The organism is Microbacterium sp. NPDC058342 (genome assembly GCF_042723935.1).
GTDB lineage: Bacteria > Actinomycetota > Actinomycetes > Actinomycetales > Microbacteriaceae > Microbacterium.
In genome coordinates, this window is sequence record NZ_JBHXID010000002.1 from 665891 (window position 1) to 689023 (window position 23133).

Here is a 23133-nt window from a genome sequence, read left to right on the forward strand (position 1 = left end):
CGCCTCGGCGAGGAAAGCCGGATGCCGACACAGTCGCGGCATCCGGCTTTCGCGCGTCTAGCCTGAGACGCATGCGCTATGCCGAGAACATCGTCGACCTCGTCGGCGACACGCCCCTGGTGAGGCTCAACCGGGTCACCGAGGGCATCGCCTGCACCGTGCTGGTCAAGCTCGAATACCTGAACCCGGGTGGCTCGGCGAAGGACCGCATCGCCACCCGCATCGTCGACGCGGCCGAGGCGTCGGGCGCGCTGCGCCCGGGAGGCACGATCGTCGAACCCACGAGCGGCAACACCGGGGTGGGCCTGGCGCTGGTGGCGCAGCAGCGCGGCTACCGCTGCGTGTTCGTCGTGCCCGACAAGGTCGGTGAGGACAAGATCGACGTGCTTCGCGCATACGGTGCGGAAGTGGTGGTGACCCCGACGTCGGTCGCCGCCGACAGCCCCGAGTCGTACTACAGCGTGAGCGACCGGCTCGCACGCGAGATCCCCGGCGCCTTCAAGCCGGACCAGTACGAGAACCCGAACGGCCCGCGAAGTCATTACGAGACGACCGGGCCCGAGATCTGGCGCGACACCGACGGCGAGGTGACGCACTTCGTCGCCGGTGTCGGAACGGGCGGGACGATCACCGGAACGGGCCGTTTCCTGCGCGAGGTCTCGGATGACCGGGTGCGTGTGATCGGCGTCGACCCGGAGGGCAGCGTCTACAGCGGCGGCACGGGGCGGCCTTACCTCGTGGAGGGGGTGGGAGAGGACATCTGGCCGGGAGCCTATGACCCGCAGGTGCCGCACGAGATCGTCGCTGTCACGGACGCCGACGCGTTCGCGATGGCCCGGCGGCTGGCGCGCGAGGAGGGGATCCTGGTCGGCGGATCCAGCGGGATGGCCGTCGTCGGTGCGCTGCGCGTGGCACGCGCGCTGCCGGCGGATGCCGTGATGGTCGTGCTGCTGCCGGACGGCGGACGCGGGTACCTCGGCAAGATCTTCAACGACTCCTGGATGCGCTCCTACGGATTCAGCGACGTCGAGGCCGAGGAGACCGTGGCCGATGTGCTCGCGGCACGCGACACGATCATTCGGCAGAGACAGCGCACCGGACGCAGCATCCCTCCACTCGTGCACACGCACCCGGACGAGACCGTCCTCGAGGCGATCGGCATCATGGCGGAGTACGACGTGTCGCAGCTGCCCGTGCTCAGCGCGGAGCCGCCCGTGATGATGGGCGAGGTGGTCGGCGCCGTGGACGAGAAGGGACTGCTCGACCTGCTGTTCCGGGGCGAGGCGAAGCCTGGCGACGCCGTCGGCGCCCACGTCGGGGAGCGGCTGCCGCTGATCGGCATCCACGCCTCCGTCGCGCAGGCGCGCGAGGCTCTGGCGGATGCGGATGCCCTGCTCGTCACGGCCGACGGCCGGCCCCACACGGTGCTCACGCGCCAGGACCTGCTCGGCTACCTCGCGCGCTGACGCCGGGGCGCCGGCGCCGGGGCATCGTCTCCCGACGTAACAGGATGCCTCTCGCGGGCGGCCCCGGGCGTACCGTGGGGGAACCGCCGCAGCAGAGGAGAGCCATGACCGACCGTGCCTTCGCCACCCGCGCCATCCATGCCGGACAGGCCCCCGACCCGACCACGGGCGCCATCATCCCGCCGATCTATCAGGCGTCCACGCACGTGCAGGACGGCATCGGCGGCTTCCGCGAGGGATACGAGTACAACCGCGCGGGAAACCCCACCCGCTCGTCGCTGGAGACCCAGCTCGCGGCTCTGGAGGGCGGCGCCTCGGCGCTGTCGTTCTCGTCGGGGCTCGCCGCCGAAGACGCGCTGCTGCGAGGCATCCTGCGCCCCGGCGACCACGTGCTGCTCGGCAACGACGTGTACGGCGGCACGTATCGTCTGCTCACCCGGGTGCTGGCTCCGTGGGGCATCGAGACCACCACGGTCGACTTGCGGGATGCGCAGACGGTGCGCTCCGCGCTGCGGCCCCAGACGAAGGTCGTCTGGCTGGAGACGCCCAGCAACCCGCTGCTGAAGATCGTCGACATCGCAGCGCTGGCCGACATCGCCCACACGGCCGGTGCGGTGCTGGTGGTGGACAACACCTTCGCGTCGCCCGCGCTGCAGCAGCCGCTCGCGCTGGGCGCCGACGTGGTGGTGCACTCCACGACCAAGTATCTGGGCGGCCACTCCGACGTGCTCGGCGGCGCCGTGGTGCTCGGAGACGACCGCTTCGCCGAGGCGGTCGCGTTCCAGCAGTTCGCCGTCGGCGCCGTCTCCGCTCCACTGGACGCCTGGCTGACCACCCGCGGTATCAAGACGCTCTCGGTCCGGGTGCGTCAGCACAGCGAGAACGCTCTCGCGATCGCTGAGTGGGCGTCTGGCCGCCCCGAGTTCTCGGAGGTCTTCTACCCGGGCCTGCACTCGCACCCCGGCCACGACATCGCCGCGCGGCAGATGAGCGGGTTCGGCGGGATGCTCTCGCTCGGCCTCGCCGCCGGACCGCAAGCCGCTCGCGCGCTCGCCGAGTCGACCACGCTGTTCCAGCTCGCGGAGTCGCTGGGCGGCGTGGAGTCGCTGATCGGCTACCCGCCCGAGATGACGCACGCGTCGGTGCGCGGTACCGCGCTGGCCGTGCCCGAGAACGTGGTGCGCCTGTCGGTCGGCATCGAAGACGTCTCCGACCTGATCGGCGATCTGGAGGAGGGGCTCGCGCGCATCGCCATGTCCTGACCGCCGCTGCGGGCGCGGGCCTCGTCCGCGCGGCGCCGAGGCGGGGAGTAACATGGACGGATTCCCTCGTCGAAACGTTTCGGCGTCCGCATCCGCCCTCTCTCGAAAGTCCCGCGTGACCGACGAACGCACTCCCACCGGCAGCATCCGAGCCATCACCGGAACCATCCGCACCTCCACGCCGACCGGTGCCATCCGCGCGATCGGCGCGAACCCGGCGACCGCGCCGATCATGCTGCACCCCGGGGATGCGATCCCCGCGGGACGGCGCGTGCTGTACATCATCCTGCTGGGCGCGCTGACCGCCCTCGGGCCGTTCACGATCGACCTGTATCTCCCCGCCTTCCCGCAGCTGGAGGCGGACTTCGCCACCTCAGCGGCGATGATCCAGCTCACGCTCACCGGCACCATGATCGGGTTCGCCATCGGGCAGCTCGTCGTCGGGCCGCTGAGCGACAAGGTCGGCCGCCGGATGCCGCTCATCACGGTCACCGCGCTGCACGTGGTGGCCAGCGTCGCGGCCGCGATCGCGCCCGACCTGGTGCTGCTGGGTGCCGCTCGCGTGGTGATGGGCATCGGTGCGGCGGCGGGAGGCGTGGTCGCGATGGCGATCGTGCGGGACCTGTTCGGCGGGCGCCGTCTGGTCGTGATGCTCTCCCGGCTCGCGCTCGTGTCGGGCGTCGCGCCCGTGGTCGCACCGATCATCGGCTCCGGCCTGCTGACCGTGATGCCGTGGCGGGGCATCTTCGTCGTGCTGGCCGCCTACGGCGCCGTCATGCTGCTGGCAGCGATCGTGCTGCTGCCCGAGACGCTGCCGAAGGCGCGTCGGCAGGAGCGCGGGTCGAGCACCGTGCTGCAGCGCTACCGCAGCGTGTTCTCCGACCGGGTGTTCGTGGGCGTGCTGATCATCGGCGGCATGACGTTCTCGGGCCTGTTCTCCTACCTGTCGGCCTCGCCGTTCCTGTTCCAGCAGACCCATGGACTCGACCCGCAGGCGTACGGGCTGCTCTTCGCGGTGAACTCGCTGGGCGTCGTCGGGGGTGTGCAGGCCGCCTCCCGCCTGGCGGCCCGCTTCGGTCCGCAGTGGGTGATGGCGTTCTCCACCGGACTGCTGCTGCTCGCCGGCGCCACCATCATCGTGTGCGATCAGGCGGGCGCGGGCTTCTGGGGCACCGTCATCCCGCTGTGGTTGTTCATGACGGCGTGCGGCTTCACGTTCCCGTGCGTGCAGGTGCTGGCCCTCGATCGGCACGGCAAGGCGGCCGGCACCGCGGCATCCGTGCTGGGGGCATGCAACAACGGCGTCGCTGCGATCATCTCCCCGGCGGTCGGTCTGATCTCCGCCGGCTCGGGCATCACCGCCACGACCATGGCCGTCGTGATGGTCGGGTGCGCGGTGATCGCGATTCTCGCGCTGTGGCTGGTCGTGCGCCCGCGCACGGTCGCCATGCTCGCCCCCTGAGCGTGCCGCGCGGCGAGCGTGCCGGCAGAATGGGACGATGACCAGGACCCGGATGCTGATCGCCGGAGCCGCCCTCGTGGCGGCGGCCGTGCTGCTGGGCTGGCTGGTCGTCGCCGTGGGAGACCCGGTGGACGGGCTCGACCCGGGCTGGAACCGTCTGATGGCGCAGATCCGCCAGCCGTGGATGCTGGCCGTGGCGCATGCGCTCAACGTGATCGGCGGCGGGTGGGTGGCGACCTTCCTCGTGCCGGCCGCCATCCTGGTGCTGCTCGCGGCGCTCGGACGGTGGCGCGCCGCCGTGTATGCGGCCCTCGCGCTGCTGCTGAGCGTCGGGCTGACTCAGCTGCTGAAGGAGGTCTTCGGCCGTGCGCGTCCGGAGGACCTGCTCGTCGCGTCGGATCACGGTTCATTCCCCTCCGGGCATACGGCGAACGCCGCGACCGTCGCCGTGCTGCTCTTCTTGGTCTTCCGCCGACGGTGGGTGGCCGTCGCCGGATTCACGTGGATCCTCGCCATGGCGCTGTCGCGAACAGTCCTCAGCGTGCACTGGCTCACCGACACCGTCGGCGGGGCCCTGGTCGGCACGGGGGCCGCGGTGCTGGTCGCAGCGCTGCTGGGCCGGTGGGCGTCGCTAGGCTGGAGGAGCGCCACCGCATCCGCAGCGGCGGCGGTGAAGGAGAAGTCCGCCGTGTCCCGCATCCGGCCCTACCGCCCCTCCGACCGCGAGGCCGTGTACGACGTGTGCCTGCGAACCGCGGACGTGGGCCGCGACGCCACTGGCATCCTCGCCGACGACCGCCTGTGGGGTGACCTCTTCGCCGCGCCGTACGTGCAGCGCCATCCCGATCTCGCCTGGGTGGTGGAATCGGCCGACGGACGCACGATCGGCTATGTCGTCGGGACCGATGACACCGACGCATTCGAGGCGTGGTTCCGTGACGAATGGTGGCCGGCGGTGGGCGACCGCTACCGCCTTTCGGGCGGTTCCGAGCCGAGCAGGCAGGATGCCCTGATCGGTCTCGCGTCCCGGCGCGGCCCCGGTCTGACGCGGCACTCGGCCGATCACCCCGCGCACCTGCACATCGATCTGCTGCCGGAGACCCAGGGCCAGGGGCTGGGTCGCCGGCTCATCGAGACGCTCTTCGACGAGCTCCGCCGGCGCGGTGTCCGCGGTCTGCACCTGAGTATGAACTCCGCCAACGCGGCCGCCGGCGCCTTCTACGAGCGCGTCGGCATGAGCCTGCTCGAGACGACCCCCGACACCACGACCTACGGCATCCGCTTCGACTGAGGCCGCGCTGTCCGCTGGGTGCCGGAGCATCGGATAGGATGGACAGGTTGTTTCCTGGTGACGTGTCCGAGCGGCCGAAGGAGCACGCTTGGAAAGCGTGTGTTGTGCAAGCAACCGCGGGTTCGAATCCCGCCGTCACCGCCGAAGATTGAAGGCCTCCGCATCGCGGGGGCCTTCGATCGTCTGGGCCCGCGAGCCACGTAGAATCTCGTGGTGCCCACCCCCAAGATCGTGCTGTTCTACGCCTTCGCACCGCTGCCGGATCCGGACGCGATCCGACTGTGGCAGCGCGACCTCTGCGAGGGGCTGAAACTGCGTGGTCGGATCCTCATCTCCGAGCACGGCATCAACGGCACGCTCGGCGGCGATCTCCCCGCGGTGAAGAAGTGGGTGCGTCGCTTCCGCGACTACCCGGCGTTCCGCGGCGCCGACATCAAATGGAGCGAGGGCACGGGCATCGACGCCGAGGGCCTCAGCGTCGATTTCCCGAAGCTCAGCGTGAAGGTGCGCGAGGAGATCGTGTCCTTCGGCGCTCCGGGCGAGCTGCGGGTGGACGCCGACGGCGTGGTCGGAGGCGGCGAGAGACTGAGCCCCGAGCAGCTGCACGCACTGATGGCGCAGCGCGGTGACGAGGTGGTCTTCTTCGACGGACGCAACGCCCTGGAGGCAGAGATCGGTCGCTTCCGCGACGCGATCGTCCCCGGCACCGAGACCACGCGCGATTTCGTGCGCCTGCTCGACGAGGGCGCGTACGACGACCTCAAGGGCAGACCGGTGGTCACGTACTGCACCGGCGGCATCCGCTGCGAGGTCCTCTCGAGCCTGATGCTCTCGCGCGGCTTCGGCGAGGTCTATCAGCTCGACGGCGGAATCGCCCGCTACGGCGAGACCTACGGCGACGACGGACTCTGGGAGGGTTCGCTGTACGTCTTCGACAAGCGCGGATCCGTCGACTTCTCCGACCACGCGGCGATCATCGGCCGGTGCGCCGGATGCGGCGCACCCACCAGCCGCACCGCGAACTGCCCCGACGAGTCGTGCCGTCGGCAGCTCGTCGTCTGTGCGGAGTGCGACCGCGTGGCGTGCCCCGCCCACGCGTGAACGTCCGCAGGCATCCCGCGCCGATGCAGCCGCTCGGATGCGGGCGCGGGATGCCTGAACGTCATCCCTTCGGGATGGTCGAGCGGTCGATCGGGTACCAGACCGCGTCGTCGCCCCACACCGACGGGAGAGAGACGAGAGAGTCGAAGTGGTGCATCGCGACGCCGGCGAAGGCCGGGCTGTCGGCGAATGCGGCGTACACCTTCTTCAGCTCGCCCTCCATGTGGGTCCGCCCCTCCTCGTAGAAGGTCACCGTCTCCGGATCGCCTCCGCCGGTGAGGTCCTTCGTCTCCACACCGACCACCACCGAGTTCGGCTTGCCGATCCGCTGCGCATACTCGATCTCATGCTGGGCCTGCGCGATGATGCCCGCGCCGCCGTCAGCGGAGTCGCGGTAGTCCATGATCGCGATGTAGTCCGTCATGTCCTGGACGTGGTCGCTGAGAGGTTTGGTCGTCCCGTTCCAGGTCACCTGGGTGCAGCAGGCCGAAGTGTCCAGCCAGCGCGGGACGGCCGGCCCGAACAGCAGCGGCTGACCCGAGGCGTCGCGCCGCTGGATGAGCGCGTCCAGCACCTCGAGCCATCGGGTCGGCAGGGTCGTGCCCGGTTCCTTCCACTGCGGCAGGATGTACGGCTCGATGTCCACATTCACGCCGTCGAAGCGGGCGTCGGAAGGCACCGCGAGGTTGTAGTCCAGCACCTTCTCCATCTCGGCGACCGCGAAGTGCTCGTACTGCTCGAGGGCCCCGAAGTAGGGAGGCCGCGTGCCGCCGGCGATGGTCGCCTGCACCTGATAGCCGCGGTCCTTGGCCCAGCGGACGAACCGGGCGACCTCTGCACGACTGTCGCGCAGCATGTCGGTGTCGCGGTAGCGATCCACGCCGAGGTAGATGGTGCGGATCGGGTCGGAGTCGAACGTGGCGGTGTCGTCCATGACGGCGCCGAGCTTGTCCCGCTCGGTCTCGTCGAACACCACGGCGTAGGACGCGCGCTCCCAGATCCAGATCGCGCGATCCTGACTCGTCGCGATGGGCTGCTGCGCGCTCGCACCGCCCAGTGCGACGTACGTGGAGGGTGACTCGCCGGTCATGCCCGCCCGCGTGGTCGCACGCGCCCGGATCGCAGCGAAATCGCCGAGCCACTCGCGAGCGTTGATCTTCACGCGGTACAGCCCGGTGTGCGGATCCCGCGCGGCGACGCGCCAGTGCTGGCCGTTGATCGCGACCTCGACCCGCCGCACAGGCGTAGGACTGTCGACCCGCACGCTCACCGAGACGTGCTTGCCGCCGACGGATCCTTCGTCGGGGGAGACGATGGAGACGACCGGCACCGCGGCGCGGCGGTTGTCCACCTGCACGCGGACGGCTGGGGACCAGGTCGTGTACAGCGTGTCCAGATCGCGGCCGCGCACGACGAGCTCCAGGTCTCCGTGCGTCGCCGACAGGTCGACGTCGGCGCTCCACGTGCCCGCCGACGCGTCGACATCGGTGGGGAGGATCTGCTGCGCACCGACGACGAGCTCGATCCTGTCCACCCGGTGGTACCGGCCGGAGACGGTGAGGGTGTCACCGGGCAGCGTGCTCCCTTCCAGCGGATCGTCGATGCTCACCCAGGGCGAGTCGTCGGCGGCGCCTGAGGCCGCTGTCGGGGCCAGGCCGCTCACCGTGAGTGCGAGCAATGCGGTCACTGCGGTCAGCCAGCGCCATCGCCGGTGTCTCATGTCTTCCTCTTCCTCGAGCGGCACCGGCGGCGTGAAGTCCGCGCCGTCGCGCCGGTGCTCCCGGCGGCGCGGTCCGGAGATCCCCGGCGATCGATACCTTCGCCCGCTCGCGCCGCGGAAGTCAATGCTTCATGTCGATGACGGAATGAATCTCATCCGAAGGGATCGTAGGCACGGGCGCGCACGGTCGACTCGTCGACGTCGACACCGAGGCCCGGCCCGCTGGGCACCGAGGCGATCCCGTCGCGCACCTGGATCGGCGCACCGGAGACGTACTCGGATTCAACGAACTGCCGTCCGTTGAGATCGACTGCGGTGCCGATCCCGAAGGCCGAGAAGAGGTGCAGCGACGCGGCGAAACCGAGCTCGGTGTCGGTCAGTCCGCTGCCCATGATCGTCAAGCCGGCGTCCTCCGCCGTCTGCGCCATGCGCCGCGAGAGGTGCAGCCCGGCGCTGCGCTGCACCTTGGCCACCGCGATGTCGACCGCATCCAGCTGGATCGCGGTGATGAGGTCGCTGGGGTGGCGAAGGCTCTCATCCAGCGCGATCGGCACGGGCGAGGCCGCGCGCAGTCGACCGAGCGCGGGCAGAGCATTCGCGGGCAGAGGCTGCTCGAACGCGACGACGTCCAGCTCGGTCATCCCGCGTGCGAGCCGCAGCGCACCGTCGAGCGTGAAGCCTTGGTTGCCGTCGATCCACAGCTGCGACTGCGGAGCATGCTCCCGAGCGGCACGGACCACGGCGAGGTCCGTGGACGGCTCGCGGATCCCGACCTTCATCTTGAACGCGTCGTAGCCCGCCTCGCGGCCGGCAGCGATGGCATCCGCCGCCTGCTGGGGGTCGTCGGCGTTGACGATCCATCCCAGCTGGACGGTGTCGCATCGACGCTGACCCCAGAGGACGCCGACGGACACGCCCAGCGCGCGGCCGATGAGATCGTGCAGGGCGATGTCCACCGCGCCCTTCGCGATCGGCGAGCCGATGCTGATACCGCGGTTGATGGCGCGGTCGAACCTCGCATGCACGGAGTCGAGGTCCCATGCGGGCAGCCCGATGATCGCAGGGGCGAGATACCGGTCGATGGTGGACACGATCGTCTCGGTGGTCTCATACGTCCACGCCGGGGTCGGAGTCGCCTCCCCCCAGCCGACGTGATCGCCCGCGCTGACCTTCACGAGCACGCGGGTGGTGGACTCGCCGGCCGCCGTCACAGTGCCGCCGGCGATCGAGAAGGCGCCTTTCGTCGGCAGCCGGACCGCGAAGGTCTCGATCCGGTCGATGACTGTCCGGCGCAGGGGGATGTCGGGCATCAGAAGACCTTCCTTGAAAGGGAATGAATTGGCATTCATGTTCCCGGAGAATTCCGGGACTTCGGCAAACATATCCCGATCACGGGTTGACATTCCAGGGAGGCGCTCAATATGGTCACAGAATCCTTCCGAATCGACGACGCTTTGAACCCAGGAAAGAGAATGAATTCATTCCCAATCGCTCGCACGCTCTTCGAAAGCGTCGCGGCGCAATTGCGCACTCGCATCAATGCCGGCGAGTGGGGCGTCGGCGATCGGCTGCCCACCGAGAAGGCGCTCGCCGAGCAGTTCTCGGTCGGGCTCAATACCGTCCGTCGCGCGATCGAGATCATCGCCGATGAAGAGCTGGTCGCGCGCCGGCAGGGGTCCGGCACGTACGTGACGGCTCGCCGTGATGACGCCGGCTCCCGAGTCCTCGGCGTGATCGTGCCGTCGACGAGCTACTACTTCCCGAGCATCATCGGCGGTATCGAGCGCGCGACGGGCTCCGCGCGGGTGCGGATGATGCTCGCCTCCAGCGACTACGACCACGATCGCGAACTGATGCGGATCGCCGAGATGATCGACTCGGGAGTCGCCGGGCTGCTCGTCGCGCCGACCCTGCATTCCGGCGACGCGGAGGCGCAGCTCGACGCGATCCGCGGTCTCGGCATCCCGACCGTGCTGGTCGAGCGGCGCCCCGTCGACGCGGCGCCGGACGACAGTCTGTCCTACATCGCGACCGACGTCGTCGGCGGCGGCTTCGCCGCGGTCCGTCACCTCGTGGAGCAGGGCTGCGAACGCATCGGCTTCATGGGTCGCAGCGACACCGCCACCGCCGAGGAGGTGTTCCGGGGGTACCAGCGTGCGATCTCGGACCTCGGCGTCCTGCCTCTGCCCGATGCGGTCATGCGGCGCGCGACCTGGGGTCCGGACGAGCTCGCGGAGTACGCGCGCATCGCGCGGGACGAGAAGCTCGACGGCGTCTTCTGCCTCGGCGACAGGGAGGCCACGGCGCTGCTGCCGAGGCTCAGTGCCCAGGGCATCGACGTGCCGGGTGATCTCGCCGTCGTCTGCTACGACGACGAGGTCGCCGACCTCGCGCAGGTGCCGCTCACCGCGGTCTCCCCGCCGAAGTTCGAGGTCGGATGGCTCGCCGCGCACACTCTGCTTCGGCGCATCGCGACTCAGGGAGCCACCGCAGCCGTCCGAACCCTGCTCCAGCCACGCATCACCGTCCGCGACTCCAGCCGCCTCCGCGGCTGATCCGCTTCACATCCATCCACCCGACAGGAGATTCTCATGTCCATTTCACGGTCCAGGGTCGTTCGCACCCTTGCGCTCGGCACCGTCGCCGCGCTCGCGCTCACCGGCTGCGCCGCCGGTACCGGCGGCGACGGTCAGGACGCATTGACCATCGGCTTCTACGCGGCCGCCGGCAGTGAGGCCGACACGACCATGCGAGCGCTCGTCGACGAGTTCAGCAAGGCGAACCCCGACATCGACGTCACGGTGCAGGCGGCGCCGTACGTCGACTTCTTCAAGCGCCTGCGCACGCAGGTCGCCGGAGGCAACGCACCCGACGTCTGGCTGTCGGACGGCGTGCTGGTGCAGGAGTTCGCCGCGCGAGGGAGCCTGCGGGACCTGAGCGAGTACGCCGCCGACCTCGACGCCGCCGATTACGTGGGCCTCGACCATCACCGCGATGCGGACGGCCGGCTGTGGGCGTTCCCGCAGGCGGCGCAGGTGCCCGTGCTCTACTACAACAAGGCCATGTTCGAGGAGGCCGACCTCGACGCGCCGACCGACGACTGGACCTACGACGATCTCACCGCGGCGGCGAAGAAGCTCACCGTGGATGCGAACGGCGACGGCACTCCGGAGGTGTGGGGCTTCCGCGCGTTCTCTCCGGGATTCACCGAGAGCTGGTGGCCGCAGATCCGGGCCTTCGGCGGCCACGTCGTCGACGAGAGCCGCACCGAGGTCACGGTCGACAGCCCGGAGTCCGCAGCCGCTCTCGAATGGGTGCAGGAGGCGATCGACCCGGCGACCGGGTTCGCGCCCGATGTCGTGACCACCTCGTCGCTGGGGAGCCCCCACGAGCTGTTCGCGAACCAGACGGTGGCGATGTCCTTCGGCATCTACGCTCGCGCGCAGTCGGCGATCGCCGGCAACGTCGACTTCGACGTGGTGCGCATGCCCACCGGCCCCGGCGGCGACCGCGGCGAGGCCGCGATCGTCAACGCGTGGGCGGTGAACGCCAAGTCGAGCGATGCCGAAGCAGAAGCAGCCTGGAAGTGGATCCAGTTCTTCTCCGGTGAGAAGCCGCAGACCGCGTGGGCCGCGCTCGGCGAGGGCATCCCGATCAATGCGAAGGTCGCCGATTCGAGCACCTTCCTCAGCGCCGGGACGGCTCCGGCGAATCGACAGGCGTTCCTGGATGCCATGGAGGAGGCCGAGGACATGGGCGAGAACGCCGTGTGGTCCGAGTACACCGGCTTCATCGGCGAGAACATCACGGCCGCGCTCTCGGGCTCGATGAGCGTCGGCGACGCGCTCTCCGATGCGCAGCAGAAGGCGCAGGAGTCGATCGACCGATTCCAGGCCGGCAAGAAGGACTGATCCCGATGACCGTGACCATCGCAGACTCGGGGGTGGAGGCACAGCCTCCTGGCGTCCCCGCCCCCGGGTCCTCGACGGCGAAGCCGCGGCGGCGCAGCCGCCGCGGCATGGGCTGGGGGCTGCTGTTCGCCTCTCCCTACCTGCTGCACCTGATCGCTCTGACCGCCTGGCCGCTGCTGGCGTCCCTCGCGTTCGCGTTCACCTCGTACGACATGGTGAACGCCCCGCGCTGGGTGGGCGTCGACAACTTCGTGCGTCTCGCCAACGATCCGATGTTCTGGCGGACGCTGGGGAACACCGCGTACTTCGCCGTGCTGTTCGTACCCCTCCAGACCGGCCTGGCATTGCTGCTCGCGATCGCGCTGAACCAGAAGCTCAAGGGAATGGCGCTGCTGCGCGGCGCGTACTTCGTCCCCGTCATCTCGTCGTGGGTGGTGGTCGCGTTCGTGGCCGACGCGATCTTCAACGCTCGTTTCGGCGTCGCGAACCAGCTGCTGCAGTGGCTCGGCCTGCCCAGGCAGGACTGGCTGCAGGATCCGAACCTCGTCATCCCCGTCCTCGTGTCGGTCGCCGTGTGGAAGGGCGTCGGCTACATGGCGGTGCTCTTCCTGGCCGGCCTGCAGTCGATCCCCGAGGAGCAGTACGAGGCCGCCACCCTCGACGGCGCGAACGCCGCGCAGCGGCTGCGTCACATCACGCTTCCGTGGATCTCGGGAACGACCTTCCTGGTGCTGATCCTCACCATCATCCAGACCCTGCAGTCGTTCGACCAGGTGTTCGTCATGACCGATGGCGGCCCCAACGGTGCGAGCGAGCTCAGCGTGCTGTACCTGTACCGGCAGGGATTCGAGTACTTCCAGATGGGCTACGCCTCGGCGATCGCCTGGGTGCTCCTCGCGCTGATCATGCTGCTCACCCTGGTCCAGTTCCGGCTGCAGAAGAAGTGGGTGCACTATGCCTGACTCCACGGTGCTCTCCCGTCCCGCGCTGCGTGCGCGTCGCCGACGTGTCGCGCTGCGCAAGCTTCCCGCGTACGCGTTCGTCATCGCCGGTGCGCTCATCATGGTGCTGCCGTTCCTCGCCGCGTTCAGCAACTCCCTGAAGTCCTGGGAGCAGTACATCCAGGTTCCTCCGACGTGGATCCCCAGTCCCGTGGTGTGGGAGAACTACGCCGAGGTCTGGGAGCGCGCGCCCTTCGCGGGCTACCTGCTCAACAGCACGATCGTCTCCGTCGCCGCCGTAGTGGGCTGCGTGCTCACCAGCTCCATGGTGGGCCATGCCCTGGCCCGCATGGTGCTTCCCTGGCGCAATCTGCTGCTGACGCTGGCACTCGGGACCATGATGCTTCCGGCCGTGATCACGATCGTGCCCAGCTTCATCCTCTTCAACTCCTTCGGCTGGCTGGACACCCTCCTTCCGCTGATCGTGCCCTACTGGCTGGCGACGCCGTTCGGGATCTTCCTCATGCGACAGACGTTCCTCGGCATCCCGAAGGACTTCGAGGAGGCCGCGACGCTCGACGGAGCCAACCCCTGGCAGGTGTTCTGGCGTGTGCACCTGCCGCTCGCGAAACCGGCCGTGGCGACCCTCGCGGTGTTCACCTTCATGGCCACGTGGGGCGCGATCCTCGAACCGACCATCTATCTGACCTCGCCGGAGAACTTCACCTTGCCCATCGGCGTACAGAGCCTGAAAGGCCAGTTCGCGGGCGACGAGCAGCTGGTGACCGCCGCTGCCCTGATGAGCCTGGTGCCGATCCTCATCGTGTTCCTGCTGGCCCAGCGGTACTTCGTGCGCGGAGCCGCCGGCGCAGGGCTTAAGGGCTGACGCCCATGATCCAGAAAGGACCACACTCCGTGGCCATCGACAGTTTCAGGTTCGGCATCGTGGGCGCCGGCACCATCGCAGGGCTCCACGCCCGTGCCATTCGATCCGCCGGTCATCGTGTCGCCGCGGTCTGCGACGTGCGGCGCGAGGCGGCCGAACGCCTGGCGGGCGAGTACGGCGCCGCTGTGAGCACCGACTACCGGACCCTTCTCGAAGACCCTGCCGTGGACGGCGTGATCATCACCGTCCCGCACGCGCTGCATGCGCCGCTGGCCCTCGACGCGCTCGCAGCGGGAAAGCACGTGCTGCTGGAGAAGCCGATCGCCACCACGCGCGCTGACGCCGCCGCGCTCGTCGAGGCCGCCGCGGCGGCCTCTGTGACCTTCGCCGTCGGCCACGTGCTGCGCTTCGTCCCGAGCCATGTCGCCGCTCACGATCTGCTGCGCGCGGGCGCGATAGGCGACATCCGCCTGGTGATCGAGCGTCGCGCCTCCGACTACGGCGAGGGCTCGCGCCCCGGATGGTTCTTCGACACCGCGATAGCAGGTGGCGGCATCGTGCTGAACGTCGGCACCCACGCGATCGACCGCATCCAGTGGTTCGCCGACGCGCGGATCCGTCGTGTGAGCGGGGCGGTGAGCGCGCGGCCCGGGAGCGCTGTCGAGACGGATGCCGCAGCGCTCTTCGAGCTCGACGGCGGCGTGCACGCCTCCCTCACGGTCACGGGCACCGGACTGGGGTTCGCGGAGCAGATCACCGTCGTCGGCGACAGGGGAGCGCTCACGGTCGACCGCACCGACGGGGTGCAGGTGTTCACCGACGGACGACGCACCGGGCACGTGCCGATCGAGCCGGACGAGATGGCCCACGCCTTCACCGCACAGATCGAGGACCTGGTCGAGGCGGCACGCAGCGGGCGCGAGCCGCGCATCGGCGTCGACTACGCGGTCGGCGTGCTCGATGCAGCGCTCGCGGTGTACGACGCTTCAGCGGCGGGCGCGGCCATCGCCCTGCCGGAGCGGGTCGCGGCATGACCGGCGTTCGAGCCTTCAGCACTCTGGGCGCTCCCGGTGCCTCCGTCGAGGAGCTGGCACGCATCGCCGCGAGCACGGGCGTCGACGTGGTGGAGCTCCGCTGCGCCTCCGGCGAGCTGCTCGCCCCGCAGACGTCGATCCCCGATGCCGAGGCACTCGGCCGTGACCTGCGATCGGTCGGGGTGTCCCCGCTCGTCGTCGCGTCCTACGTGCGCATCGCGCGGGACGAGGGCGATCCCGTGGCGGAGGTGGTCGAGCACGTGCGGCTCGCAGAAGCCCTCGGCGCGCCGTTCGTGCGGGTGTTCGGCGGGGTCGAAGGAGTCGCCGAGTCGCGCGACGTTGCCGCGGCCCGTCTCGCGGATGCCGCGCACCGCGTGAACGGCACCGATGTCACGATCGTGATGGAGACCCATGACGTCTTCCTCACCGGAGCGGCCATCGCCGGCATCCTCGATCGTGCCGATTCGCCGGGCACGGGCGCGCTGTGGGACGTGGTGAACCCGTGGCGCGCCGGCGAGTCCCCGCGCGAGACGGCCGATGCGCTGGCGCCGTGGCTGCGTCACGTTCAGTTGAAGGATGCGGCGAGTCCGACCGAGCTCGCCCCCGTCATGCTCGGAGACGGCGCCGTGCCGTTGCCGGGAGTGCTCGCGGAGCTCGACAGGATCGGCTACGCCGGGGCGATCGCGCTGGAGTGGGAGCGCGTCTGGTACCCCGAGGCGGCGCACGTCCAGGACGCGCTCGTGCCGTTCCGGCGGCTTCTGGACGGGGCCGGGCGATGACGACCGACCTCACCATCGTGGCGGGAGATGAGATCTGGGACGCGCTCGGGGCCGCCGCGTCGGGTGTGCTCGGCGCTCGGCGCGACTCGGACGGCACCGTCTGCGTCCTCGGTCCGGACATCGCGCTCGGGCCGGAGGAGTACGTGCTCCGAAAGGAGGACGGCGTGACGGTCGTCAGGGCCGGCTCGGCCGCGGGAGCGTTCCGGGCGCTCACGCGCATCCGTCGTGGCGATCACCCCGCGGACGTCTACCGGGACGCACCGGCGCACCCGTGGCGCGGCCTCATGCTGGACGTGGCACGCTGGTTCGTGCCCGTCGAGGAGCTGATCGTCCTGATCGATCAGCTCGCCGCACGGCGCCTGAACGTGCTGCATCTGCATCTCACCGACGACCAGGGCTGGCGGATCCCGATTCCCGGGTGGAGCAGGCTCACCGAGATCGGCGCGTGGCGCGACGGCACGACGACCCGAGGCGCGCCGATCGAGGGCGCTCCCGATCCGCGGGCGGACGACGACTGGGGACACGGCCACCGGCATGACGGCGTACGGCACGGCGGTCACTACACGCGCGCCGATCTGGAGCGCGTCGTCGCGTACGCGGCCGAGCGGTTCGTCACGGTGGTCCCGGAGATCGATCTTCCGGGTCACATGCAGGCGGCGATCGCCGCGTATCCGCAGCTGGGCGTCGGTGCTCCTGATCTGCCGGTCGCGACGAGGTTCGGCCTCGGTCCGAACCTGCTGGCGCCCACCACGGAGGTGGAGCGCTTCATCGGGGACGTGCTCGACGAGGTCTGCGACATCTTCCCCGGCACGCACGTGCACGTCGGCGGCGACGAGCCGCGTCTGGAGACCTGGCGTCAGGACCCGGTCAGCATCGCGCGCGCCGCTGAACTCGGACTGCCCGACACCGACGCGCTGCGGCGATGGTTCGTCGACATCGCGGCCTCCCGCCTTCGCGGGCGGGGCCGCACCGCGCTGTACTGGTACGACGGCGAGGTGCTCTCGGAGGAGGCGATCGCGGTCTCCTGGCTCGCCGACGACGGCGGGGTGGCCGCCGCGCGTCGAGGGGCGCAGGTGATCACCGCCGACCACACCCGGACGTACCTCAACTACTTCGCGCGTGACGACGACACGAACCCCTTCGCCTGCGGCATCGTCCTCGACGAGGCGCGTGCGGCCCGCTTTCGCGCCGTGCCGGAGATGACCGACGACGAGCTCGCCGGTGCCTTCCTCGGCGGACAGGCGCAGCTGTGGACGGAGTACGCGCCGCACCGCGAGGCGCGCGAGAGCCTGCTGTTCCCCCGGCTGGACCTCATCGCGGAGGCCCTGTGGAACGGAGGCAGCCACCCGTGAGAGCGCAGGCGGGCTCCGGTCGGACTCGCCTCAGTCCCCACGGCGCAGCAGCGACGCCGGCAGCAGCCGGGCGATCACCCGCTGCCGGCCGTCGACGACGGCGCTCAGCTGCGTGAGCACGACGCGCAGGGGCCGGGCCAGGTCTCCGGCATCCGTGGCGCTGCGGGCGTAGCTGGCACCCTCGACGGCGTGTACGAGCAGCGCGAGCGCTTCCGGATCGGCGCCGCGGGCGGCGACCAGCGACGCCGCCCGCACACGTGCGGTCTGCGCCTCGCCCGCGGCGAGCCCGAGGTCTGTCAGAGTATCCGACAGCTCACGCCAGGCCGCCATCGCGTCGCCCGAGCGCGCCCGCCCCGTCCGCAGCATCCGCCGTGCCTCGCGCACCAGCGCGGGCAGGAGCAGCACGGCGAGGATGCCGAGCACCGTCAGCATCACGGGCGTCGGGTCGAGCCGCTGCTGCGGGGCGGTGCCGGCGCCGCCATCGGCCTCGTCGGGGCCGGCCGTGCTCGTCGGCGCGGCGGACGGGCCGCCGGTGGGTGCGGTCGTCGGAGTCGGCGCATCCGTTCCGTCGCCGTCGCCTCCGTCGGTGGACGACGCCGCGAACGACGTCGGCACGCCCAGCGTCGCGGTCGGCTCGAAAGGCACCCAGCCGATCCCCTCGAAGTGCACCTCGGGCCAGGAGTGCAGCTGGTCGCTCGACACCGAGTACACGACGTCGTCGCCGCGCTTCTGGTCGGTGGCCGTCCCCGGCAGGTAGCCGACGACGACGCGCACCGGCATGTCGAGCGTCTGCGCCATGAGCGCGAAGGCGCCGGCGAAGTGGACGCAGTACCCGGTGCGCTTGTCGAGGAAGGTGGCCACGGCTTCGGCGCCCGTGCCGTCGAAGCCCTCTTCGACGGGCGCCTCCAGCGAATAGGAGAACTCGCTGCGGAACCAGTCCTGCAGCGCGATCAGCCGGTCGTAATCGGTGTCGGCGTCGGCCGTGACCTCGCGCGCCAGGTCGGCGATGACGGGCGGCAGGTCGTCCGGCGGCGTGGAGCGAGGGACGCCGGATGCCGGGGCGGCCCGGATCTGCTCGAGCGTGGGCACGGGGGTGGCGGCCCGGACCGTGTAGTCGGCACCTGCGGCATCCGAGGTGCGGCTGAGCACGGTGCGGTTCTCGGGCACCGCCGACCAGGATCCCTCCACACCGGAGAGACGCTCGGGGGCGTAGGGCACGGGCAGCCGGTCGCTGGTGAAGCCCAGCACCCGCACGGACACCTCGGTCTCGGTGGTCTCGATCCGCTCATCCCAGTCGCGCTCGCCGAACCCCTCACCCAGCGGTACGCGGTCGGGGCGGTCGGGCCGCCAGACGTCCCCGTCGAAGCGGGACAGGGTCGCCATGCGCAGGTACGGCGCGGCGGTGCCCGAGGTGACGAGGGTCAGCGCCTCGATGCCCTCCGGCCGGCGCAGGTCGTCGCCGAGCCGCAGATCGGCGCTGACCGTCAGCACCGGACCCGCGCCGGGGAGAGCGGATGCCACCGGCAGCGCCGGCGCGAGCGCCAGCGACATCAGGACAGCGACCACCCCGGTGGCGCCGGCCACCAGGTACGACGCCTCTCGCGGCGCCTGGGGGTCGTGCCGTGCACCGAAGCGCAGGATCACCAGGATGACGATCGCCTGCATCAGGAACCAGGCGATGTTCACCGCGCCGAAGGAGACGAGCATCGGCACCACGCCGACGACCGACGAGCACAGCACGGCGAGGATCACGAGCCGGTGCGCGATCAGCTGATCGATCGTGATCGCCACGACAGCGAAGGCGAGACCCAGCAGGGCGGCGAGCGGGAGCGAGGCGGCGATCGGTGCGACCCCGTCGGCGATCTCCTGGAAGCTGCTCCCCACGCGCACAGCGATGAGGCGCACGGATGCCGCGGTGGGCACCAGACCGAACGCGGCGCTCTCGCCGGCCAGCAGAGCGGTGCACGCGAGGGTCGCGGCGGTCAGCTGCACGACGAGCACCAGCGTGCCGCGCACGATCGGTCGCGCCCGGTCCAGCCAGAGCCGGGCGAGCAGGCCCGCGGCCGCCACGACGATCACGACGGCGCACACGACGAACGTCCAGACCCCCGGAGTGATCGTGCCCGTGTACGGCGACATCGCAACGAGGGTCGTCACGCCGGCAAGGGCGGCCGCACCGGCGGGCCGGACCGGACGCCGGCGCTCCCGCGCGCCCCGTTCCTCTCGTGCGCGTTCAGCCATGGCGCGCCGTCGAGATCGGCAGTGCGGAGCTCCACGCCGCGGGGATGTCGCCCGACGCGGGCAGCGCTGCGGTGAGCCAGCCGCGGGCGGCGGCGGAGTCCAGCGCGCCGTCGTCCGCCGTCACGGCGAAGAGCAGAGGAGCGGCGGCGCCCGCCGTGTGCAGGCGCTCCGAGGCTTCGACGGTCAGGTGGCCGGTGATCACGACGAGCGGGCCCGGCGGGGTGCTGCCGACGACGGTGCGCAGGTCCCGTTCCCCGCCTCGGGGCGTCACCGAGGCCAGTGCGATCATGAGCTCCTCACGGTCATCCTCATGCCCGCGCAGCGCACCCAGCAGGATGCCGGCGCTGTCCACGACGTCGACGCTGTAACCGTCGTGCTCGAGGCGCAGGGCGGCCGAGGCGCACAGCGACACGGCCGTCTCGAACGCAGGGTCGGGCTCGTCGCCTGGCCGCGCCCAGCGGTCTGCTCCGCGGTCGAGCACGACCATCGCGTCAGGACTGGCCTCTTCCTCCTCCTGCCGCACCATCAGGGTGCCGCGGTGCGCCGTCGCCCGCCAGTGGATGCGCCGGCGCGAGTCTCCCGAGGCGTACGGACGGGGGATGAGGTTGTCCGCGCCCTGACCGAGCCGGCTCGAGCGCGTCTGCGCCGTGCCTCCAGCGGCGCCGACGCGGGTCGGGAGCGGGGCGAGGGCGACGCTCTGCGGGATCACCGTGATGGTGCGGGTCTCACCGAATGCCTGCTCACGCTGGGCGAGCCCGAAGGGATCGACCGTGCGCAGCATCAGCGGGCCCAGTGTCGAGACGCCGCGACGCACGCCGTCCAGGTCGTAGCGCAGGGTCAGTGAGTCGCCCGGGTACTCTCCGGATGCCAGTCCGCGCACCGACGAGGGCAGCACATCGTGCCAGGTGCCGCGCGGGACGCCGATGGAGACCAGGTCGAAGCGCACGGTGACGCGCGAGGTCTCGCCGACGGCGAGCAGGTCGGTGGAGATCTGCCGCGACACCGCGCCGCGGCGACGGGGCACCCGGACGATCGCGAGGGAGATCAGCGGCAGTGCGAGCAGCAGCACGGCGGGATAGAGCAGGGGGCGCGCCGAGACGACGTTGGCGGCGACGAGGAGCAGGAGACCGCAGAGCAGACACGCCCATCCACGGGCGGTGAGCGGTCGGCGCTTCATCCGGTGCGCCTCAGCGAGAGCCGGCGAACGGCACCGGCACGCGGGCCACGATCTGCGTGAGGGCCGCCTCCACCGGCTGCGTCCCGGCGCGGTGCACGCCGCGCGCGGCGAGCAGGCGGTGCGCGAAGACGGGCAGGACGAGGTCCGCGATGTCGTCGGGGATGACGAACTCGCGGCCGTCGAGGGCTGCGCGCACCTTGGCCGCGCGCACCAGCTGCAGGGTGGCACGCGGGCTCGCACCCAGGTGCAGGTTGGGATCCTGCCGGGTCGCCTGCGCGATCGCGACCGCGTACTCCTCGAGCGATTCGGCGACGTGCACCCGCCGGGTCCAGGCGATCAGCTGCCGCACGGTGGCGGCATCGGTGACCGGAGTGATCGCCGCGAGGGGGTTCGAGAGCTCGCGCTGGCGAAGCATCAGGGTCTCGGCGGCCGCATCCGGGTACCCCATCGAGATGCGCATCATGAATCGGTCGCGCTGCGCCTCGGGGAGCGGGTAGGTGCCCTCCATCTCGAGAGGGTTCTGGGTGGCGACGACGAGAAAGGGATCCGGCAGAGCGTGTGTCGTGCCGTCGACGGTGACCTGATGCTCCTCCATCGCCTCCAGCAGCGCCGACTGCGTCTTGGGCGATGCGCGATTGATCTCGTCGGCGATCACGATGTTCGCGAAGACGGCGCCGCGCTTGAACTCGAACTCCCGCGCCACCGGGTCGTAGACGGCGACACCGGTGACGTCGCCCGGCAGCAGGTCGGGCGTGAACTGGATGCGGCGCACGGTCGCGTCGACGCTCGCGGCGAGGGCGCGGGCGAGCATGGTCTTGCCGACCCCCGGCACGTCCTCGATGAGCAGGTGCCCCTCGGCGAACAGACAGGTCAGGGCGCTGCGCACCGCCTCGGGCTTGCCGTCGATCACTGACGAGACCGAGGCGATGATCCGCGTCGTCTGGTCGGCGAACCGTGCCGCGTCGATCTGCTCGGGCCCGGCCGGCGCCGCGCCGATCCGCTCGGTGGTCTGCTCCTGCATGCGCTGCCCCTTCCGCGCGACGGTGCGAAACTCGATCGTAACCCGCGCAGGCGTGCGGCGGCCCGCGTGCGGTCGGGTAGACTGTTCGACGGCTCTCCGCGTGACGGCATCCAGGCCAATTCCCCCAGGACGGAAACGTAGCAAGGGTAACCGGGCTCTGTCGGGTGCGCGGAGGGTCTTTTCTCTGCCCGGACGGGTCGGCTCCTCGGCATCCTCACCGGATCCCCTGACAGGATCGTCGCTGTGACCGCTTCCGCCACCCGCACCGCCTCGATCCCGCGCCTGCTCGCGCCGATCTCGCTGCTCGCCGTGATGTGGGCGATCCAGATCGCGGATGCCGTGCTGCCCGGCTCCTTCACCGGCTGGGGCCTGCGGTCCTGGGATCCGGGGAGCCTGCAGGGTCTCGTGCTGGGACCGCTGCTGCATGCGAACTGGCCGCACCTCATCGGCAACTCCGTGCCGTTCCTCGTGCTCGGCTGCCTCGTCGCCGTCGAGGGAGCGGCCCGGTTCTGGGTCGTCACGGCGGCGATCGCGCTGGTCGGCGGCGCGGGCACCTGGCTGGTGAACGCGCCCGGGACCCTCACCGTCGGCGCGTCCGTGCTCGTGTTCGGCTACTTCGGATACGTCGTGCTGCGGGTGTTCGCGCCCGGGCGGGTCGCTCATCGCCTCGCCTACGCGGCGATCGCCGTGGTCGTCGTCGCGCTGTACGGGGCGACGATGCTCACCGGGATCTTCGGCGCCGGCCCGGGGGTGTCCTGGCAGGCGCACCTGTTCGGCGCCGTCGGTGGGGGCCTCATGGCGTTCCCGGGCAGGCGGGCGGAGCGGCCCGCGTGAGCGGGCGTCGCAGCCGCGCTGCGACCATGCGCCGCCGAGCCCGCCGTCGCCGGGAGCGCAGGCGGATGCTGAAGGTCGCGGCGATCACGGCATCCGCCGCGGTGACCCTCTCGGCCGTCCTCGTCATCATCGGAGTCTTCACGGCGCCGCGCCCCACGGTGCCCTGCATCGATCGATCCGCGCAGCTTCCCGGGCAGGGGATCAGCGGTTGGCGGGGCGATCAGCTCGAGAACGCCGTCGTGATCATCCGCACCGCCCGGGGGATGGGCCTCGACCGCGAGGCCCAGGTGGTCGGCGTGATGGCGGCGATGGGGGAGAGTTCGCTGCACAACATCGACCACGGGGACTGGGAGACCTCGGGGGCGACCAACCCCGACGGCAGCCGCACCACGAGCATCGGACTGTTCCAGCAGCAGGCGTGGTGGGGCAGCGTCGACGAGCGCATGGACCCCGAGACGGCGGCCGCTCGCTTCTTCGCGCGTCTGCAGCGGCTTCCCGACTGGCGGGAGCTGTCGCCCTCGCACGCCATCAACAGGGTGCAGATCAACTCCGACCGCGAGCACTACGCGCGTTTCGAAGAGGAGGCGAGCGAGGTCGTCGACGCACTGTCGGGGGAATGCGCGCGATGAACGGCCCACCGCCGGCATCGCGGCGC

General features: G+C 70.7%; 19 protein-coding genes, 1 tRNA gene and 1 other RNA gene. 16 read left to right on the top strand and 5 right to left on the bottom strand.

Translation table 11 applies throughout. The features are described from left to right. The first annotated feature begins 71 nt into the window (after positions 1 to 71). From ACFWHT_RS13110 to ACFWHT_RS13135, 6 genes are all read left to right on the top strand, one after another. Entirely contained in the window at positions 72 to 1466 is a 1395-nt protein-coding gene (locus tag ACFWHT_RS13110) for a cystathionine beta-synthase (protein WP_378829210.1), read from the top strand. 104 nt (positions 1467 to 1570) lie between these two features. Beyond that, a complete protein-coding gene (locus tag ACFWHT_RS13115; protein WP_378829212.1) occupies positions 1571 to 2728 on the top strand; it encodes a cystathionine gamma-synthase in 1158 nt (385 codons plus the stop codon). A 232-nt stretch (positions 2729 to 2960) separates the two neighbouring features. Beyond that, entirely contained in the window at positions 2961 to 4190 is a 1230-nt protein-coding gene (locus ACFWHT_RS13120; RefSeq protein ID WP_378829496.1) for a multidrug effflux MFS transporter, read from the top strand. A gap of 37 nt (positions 4191 to 4227) precedes the next feature. After that, positions 4228 to 5481 (top strand): GNAT family N-acetyltransferase, encoded by a 1254-nt coding sequence (locus ACFWHT_RS13125; RefSeq protein ID WP_378829214.1) that lies wholly within the window; start codon positions 4228 to 4230, stop codon positions 5479 to 5481. Between the two features lie 56 nt (positions 5482 to 5537). Then, positions 5538 to 5622 (top strand) — tRNA-Ser (locus ACFWHT_RS13130). A gap of 72 nt (positions 5623 to 5694) precedes the next feature. After that, on the top strand, positions 5695 to 6582 hold the full coding sequence (locus ACFWHT_RS13135; RefSeq protein ID WP_378829217.1) for a rhodanese-related sulfurtransferase: 888 nt from the start codon (positions 5695 to 5697) through the stop codon (positions 6580 to 6582). Between the two features lie 61 nt (positions 6583 to 6643). Here ACFWHT_RS13135 and ACFWHT_RS13140 read toward each other — a convergent pair whose 3' ends face one another. Both ACFWHT_RS13140 and ACFWHT_RS13145 read right to left on the bottom strand, forming a co-directional pair. Then, the gene (locus tag ACFWHT_RS13140) at positions 6644 to 8302 is read right to left on the bottom strand and encodes an Ig-like domain-containing protein (RefSeq protein ID WP_378829219.1); all 1659 of its coding nucleotides are present in this window, start codon (positions 8300 to 8302) and stop codon (positions 6644 to 6646) included. Between the two features lie 152 nt (positions 8303 to 8454). After that, entirely contained in the window at positions 8455 to 9612 is a 1158-nt protein-coding gene (locus ACFWHT_RS13145) for a mandelate racemase/muconate lactonizing enzyme family protein (RefSeq protein ID WP_378829221.1), read from the bottom strand. Positions 9613 to 9774: 162 nt separating this feature from the next. On the opposite strand from ACFWHT_RS13145, the gene ACFWHT_RS13150 reads away from it, so the two are divergent. The 7 genes from ACFWHT_RS13150 to ACFWHT_RS13180 are packed head-to-tail and all read left to right on the top strand — an operon-like array spanning position 9775 to position 17205. Continuing rightward, positions 9775 to 10857: a substrate-binding domain-containing protein gene (locus ACFWHT_RS13150; RefSeq protein WP_378829223.1), complete on the top strand. Its 1083-nt coding sequence runs from the start codon at positions 9775 to 9777 to the stop codon at positions 10855 to 10857. 36 nt (positions 10858 to 10893) lie between these two features. Continuing rightward, complete coding sequence (locus ACFWHT_RS13155; protein ID WP_378829225.1) at positions 10894 to 12213, top strand: ABC transporter substrate-binding protein; 1320 nt, start codon at positions 10894 to 10896, stop codon at positions 12211 to 12213. Positions 12214 to 12218: 5 nt separating this feature from the next. After that, entirely contained in the window at positions 12219 to 13175 is a 957-nt protein-coding gene (locus ACFWHT_RS13160; RefSeq protein ID WP_378829227.1) for a carbohydrate ABC transporter permease, read from the top strand. Further along, positions 13168 to 14040, top strand: coding sequence for a carbohydrate ABC transporter permease (locus ACFWHT_RS13165; RefSeq protein WP_378829230.1), 873 nt, complete (start codon positions 13168 to 13170; stop codon positions 14038 to 14040). Before ACFWHT_RS13160 ends, ACFWHT_RS13165 begins: the two co-directional genes overlap by 8 nt. A gap of 29 nt (positions 14041 to 14069) precedes the next feature. Then, positions 14070 to 15074, top strand: coding sequence for a Gfo/Idh/MocA family protein (locus tag ACFWHT_RS13170; protein ID WP_378829232.1), 1005 nt, complete (start codon positions 14070 to 14072; stop codon positions 15072 to 15074). Further along, a complete protein-coding gene (locus ACFWHT_RS13175) occupies positions 15071 to 15853 on the top strand; it encodes a sugar phosphate isomerase/epimerase family protein (protein WP_378829234.1) in 783 nt (260 codons plus the stop codon). Before ACFWHT_RS13170 ends, ACFWHT_RS13175 begins: the two co-directional genes overlap by 4 nt. Beyond that, positions 15850 to 17205 carry a beta-N-acetylhexosaminidase gene (locus ACFWHT_RS13180; protein WP_378829236.1) on the top strand — a complete coding sequence of 452 codons (1356 nt, stop codon included), beginning with the start codon at positions 15850 to 15852 and terminating at the stop codon, positions 17203 to 17205. Before ACFWHT_RS13175 ends, ACFWHT_RS13180 begins: the two co-directional genes overlap by 4 nt. Before the next feature lie 30 nt (positions 17206 to 17235). Here ACFWHT_RS13180 and ACFWHT_RS13185 read toward each other — a convergent pair whose 3' ends face one another. Genes ACFWHT_RS13185 through ACFWHT_RS13195 form a run of 3 tightly spaced genes read right to left on the bottom strand, consistent with a single transcriptional unit; the run spans position 17236 to position 21644 of the window. After that, on the bottom strand, positions 17236 to 19446 hold the full coding sequence (locus ACFWHT_RS13185; protein ID WP_378829238.1) for a DUF3488 and DUF4129 domain-containing transglutaminase family protein: 2211 nt from the start codon (positions 19444 to 19446) through the stop codon (positions 17236 to 17238). Continuing rightward, positions 19439 to 20623 carry a DUF58 domain-containing protein gene (locus ACFWHT_RS13190; RefSeq protein WP_378829240.1) on the bottom strand — a complete coding sequence of 395 codons (1185 nt, stop codon included), beginning with the start codon at positions 20621 to 20623 and terminating at the stop codon, positions 19439 to 19441. Before ACFWHT_RS13190 ends, ACFWHT_RS13185 begins: the two co-directional genes overlap by 8 nt. 10 nt (positions 20624 to 20633) lie before the next feature. Beyond that, positions 20634 to 21644, bottom strand: coding sequence for an AAA family ATPase (locus ACFWHT_RS13195; protein ID WP_378829242.1), 1011 nt, complete (start codon positions 21642 to 21644; stop codon positions 20634 to 20636). An 87-nt stretch (positions 21645 to 21731) separates the two neighbouring features. On the opposite strand from ACFWHT_RS13195, the gene ffs reads away from it, so the two are divergent. The 3 genes from ffs (at position 21732) to ACFWHT_RS13210 (ending at position 23107) form a co-directional block, all read left to right on the top strand. Beyond that, positions 21732 to 21828: signal recognition particle sRNA small type (gene ffs / locus ACFWHT_RS13200), an RNA gene on the top strand. Between the two features lie 59 nt (positions 21829 to 21887). Then, positions 21888 to 22478, top strand: a complete 591-nt coding sequence (locus tag ACFWHT_RS13205; RefSeq protein WP_378829244.1) for a rhomboid family intramembrane serine protease — start codon at positions 21888 to 21890, stop codon at positions 22476 to 22478. Then, positions 22475 to 23107: a hypothetical protein gene (locus ACFWHT_RS13210; RefSeq protein WP_378829246.1), complete on the top strand. Its 633-nt coding sequence runs from the start codon at positions 22475 to 22477 to the stop codon at positions 23105 to 23107. The genes ACFWHT_RS13205 and ACFWHT_RS13210 overlap by 4 nt, the downstream gene beginning before the upstream one ends. The last annotated feature ends 26 nt before the right edge of the window (positions 23108 to 23133 follow it).

What these genes read in the sequence shown, in the direction of transcription:
- ACFWHT_RS13175 (WP_378829234.1), top strand. Translation starts at nt 15,071, where the DNA reads ATGACCGGCGTTCGAGCCTTCAGCACTCTGGGCGCTCCCGGTGCCTCC.
- ACFWHT_RS13110 (WP_378829210.1), top strand. Translation starts at nt 72, where the DNA reads ATGCGCTATGCCGAGAACATCGTCGACCTCGTCGGCGACACGCCCCTG.
- ACFWHT_RS13155 (WP_378829225.1), top strand. Translation starts at nt 10,894, where the DNA reads ATGTCCATTTCACGGTCCAGGGTCGTTCGCACCCTTGCGCTCGGCACC.
- ACFWHT_RS13195 (WP_378829242.1), bottom strand. Translation starts at nt 21,644, where the DNA reads ATGCAGGAGCAGACCACCGAGCGGATCGGCGCGGCGCCGGCCGGGCCC.
- ACFWHT_RS13125 (WP_378829214.1), top strand. Translation starts at nt 4,228, where the DNA reads ATGACCAGGACCCGGATGCTGATCGCCGGAGCCGCCCTCGTGGCGGCG.
- ACFWHT_RS13160 (WP_378829227.1), top strand. Translation starts at nt 12,219, where the DNA reads ATGACCGTGACCATCGCAGACTCGGGGGTGGAGGCACAGCCTCCTGGC.
- ACFWHT_RS13185 (WP_378829238.1), bottom strand. Translation starts at nt 19,446, where the DNA reads ATGGCTGAACGCGCACGAGAGGAACGGGGCGCGCGGGAGCGCCGGCGT.
- ACFWHT_RS13150 (WP_378829223.1), top strand. Translation starts at nt 9,775, where the DNA reads ATGAATTCATTCCCAATCGCTCGCACGCTCTTCGAAAGCGTCGCGGCG.
- ACFWHT_RS13120 (WP_378829496.1), top strand. Translation starts at nt 2,961, where the DNA reads ATGCTGCACCCCGGGGATGCGATCCCCGCGGGACGGCGCGTGCTGTAC.
- ACFWHT_RS13145 (WP_378829221.1), bottom strand. Translation starts at nt 9,612, where the DNA reads ATGCCCGACATCCCCCTGCGCCGGACAGTCATCGACCGGATCGAGACC.
- ACFWHT_RS13190 (WP_378829240.1), bottom strand. Translation starts at nt 20,623, where the DNA reads ATGAAGCGCCGACCGCTCACCGCCCGTGGATGGGCGTGTCTGCTCTGC.
- ACFWHT_RS13140 (WP_378829219.1), bottom strand. Translation starts at nt 8,302, where the DNA reads ATGAGACACCGGCGATGGCGCTGGCTGACCGCAGTGACCGCATTGCTC.
- ACFWHT_RS13180 (WP_378829236.1), top strand. Translation starts at nt 15,850, where the DNA reads ATGACGACCGACCTCACCATCGTGGCGGGAGATGAGATCTGGGACGCG.
- ACFWHT_RS13115 (WP_378829212.1), top strand. Translation starts at nt 1,571, where the DNA reads ATGACCGACCGTGCCTTCGCCACCCGCGCCATCCATGCCGGACAGGCC.
- ACFWHT_RS13165 (WP_378829230.1), top strand. Translation starts at nt 13,168, where the DNA reads ATGCCTGACTCCACGGTGCTCTCCCGTCCCGCGCTGCGTGCGCGTCGC.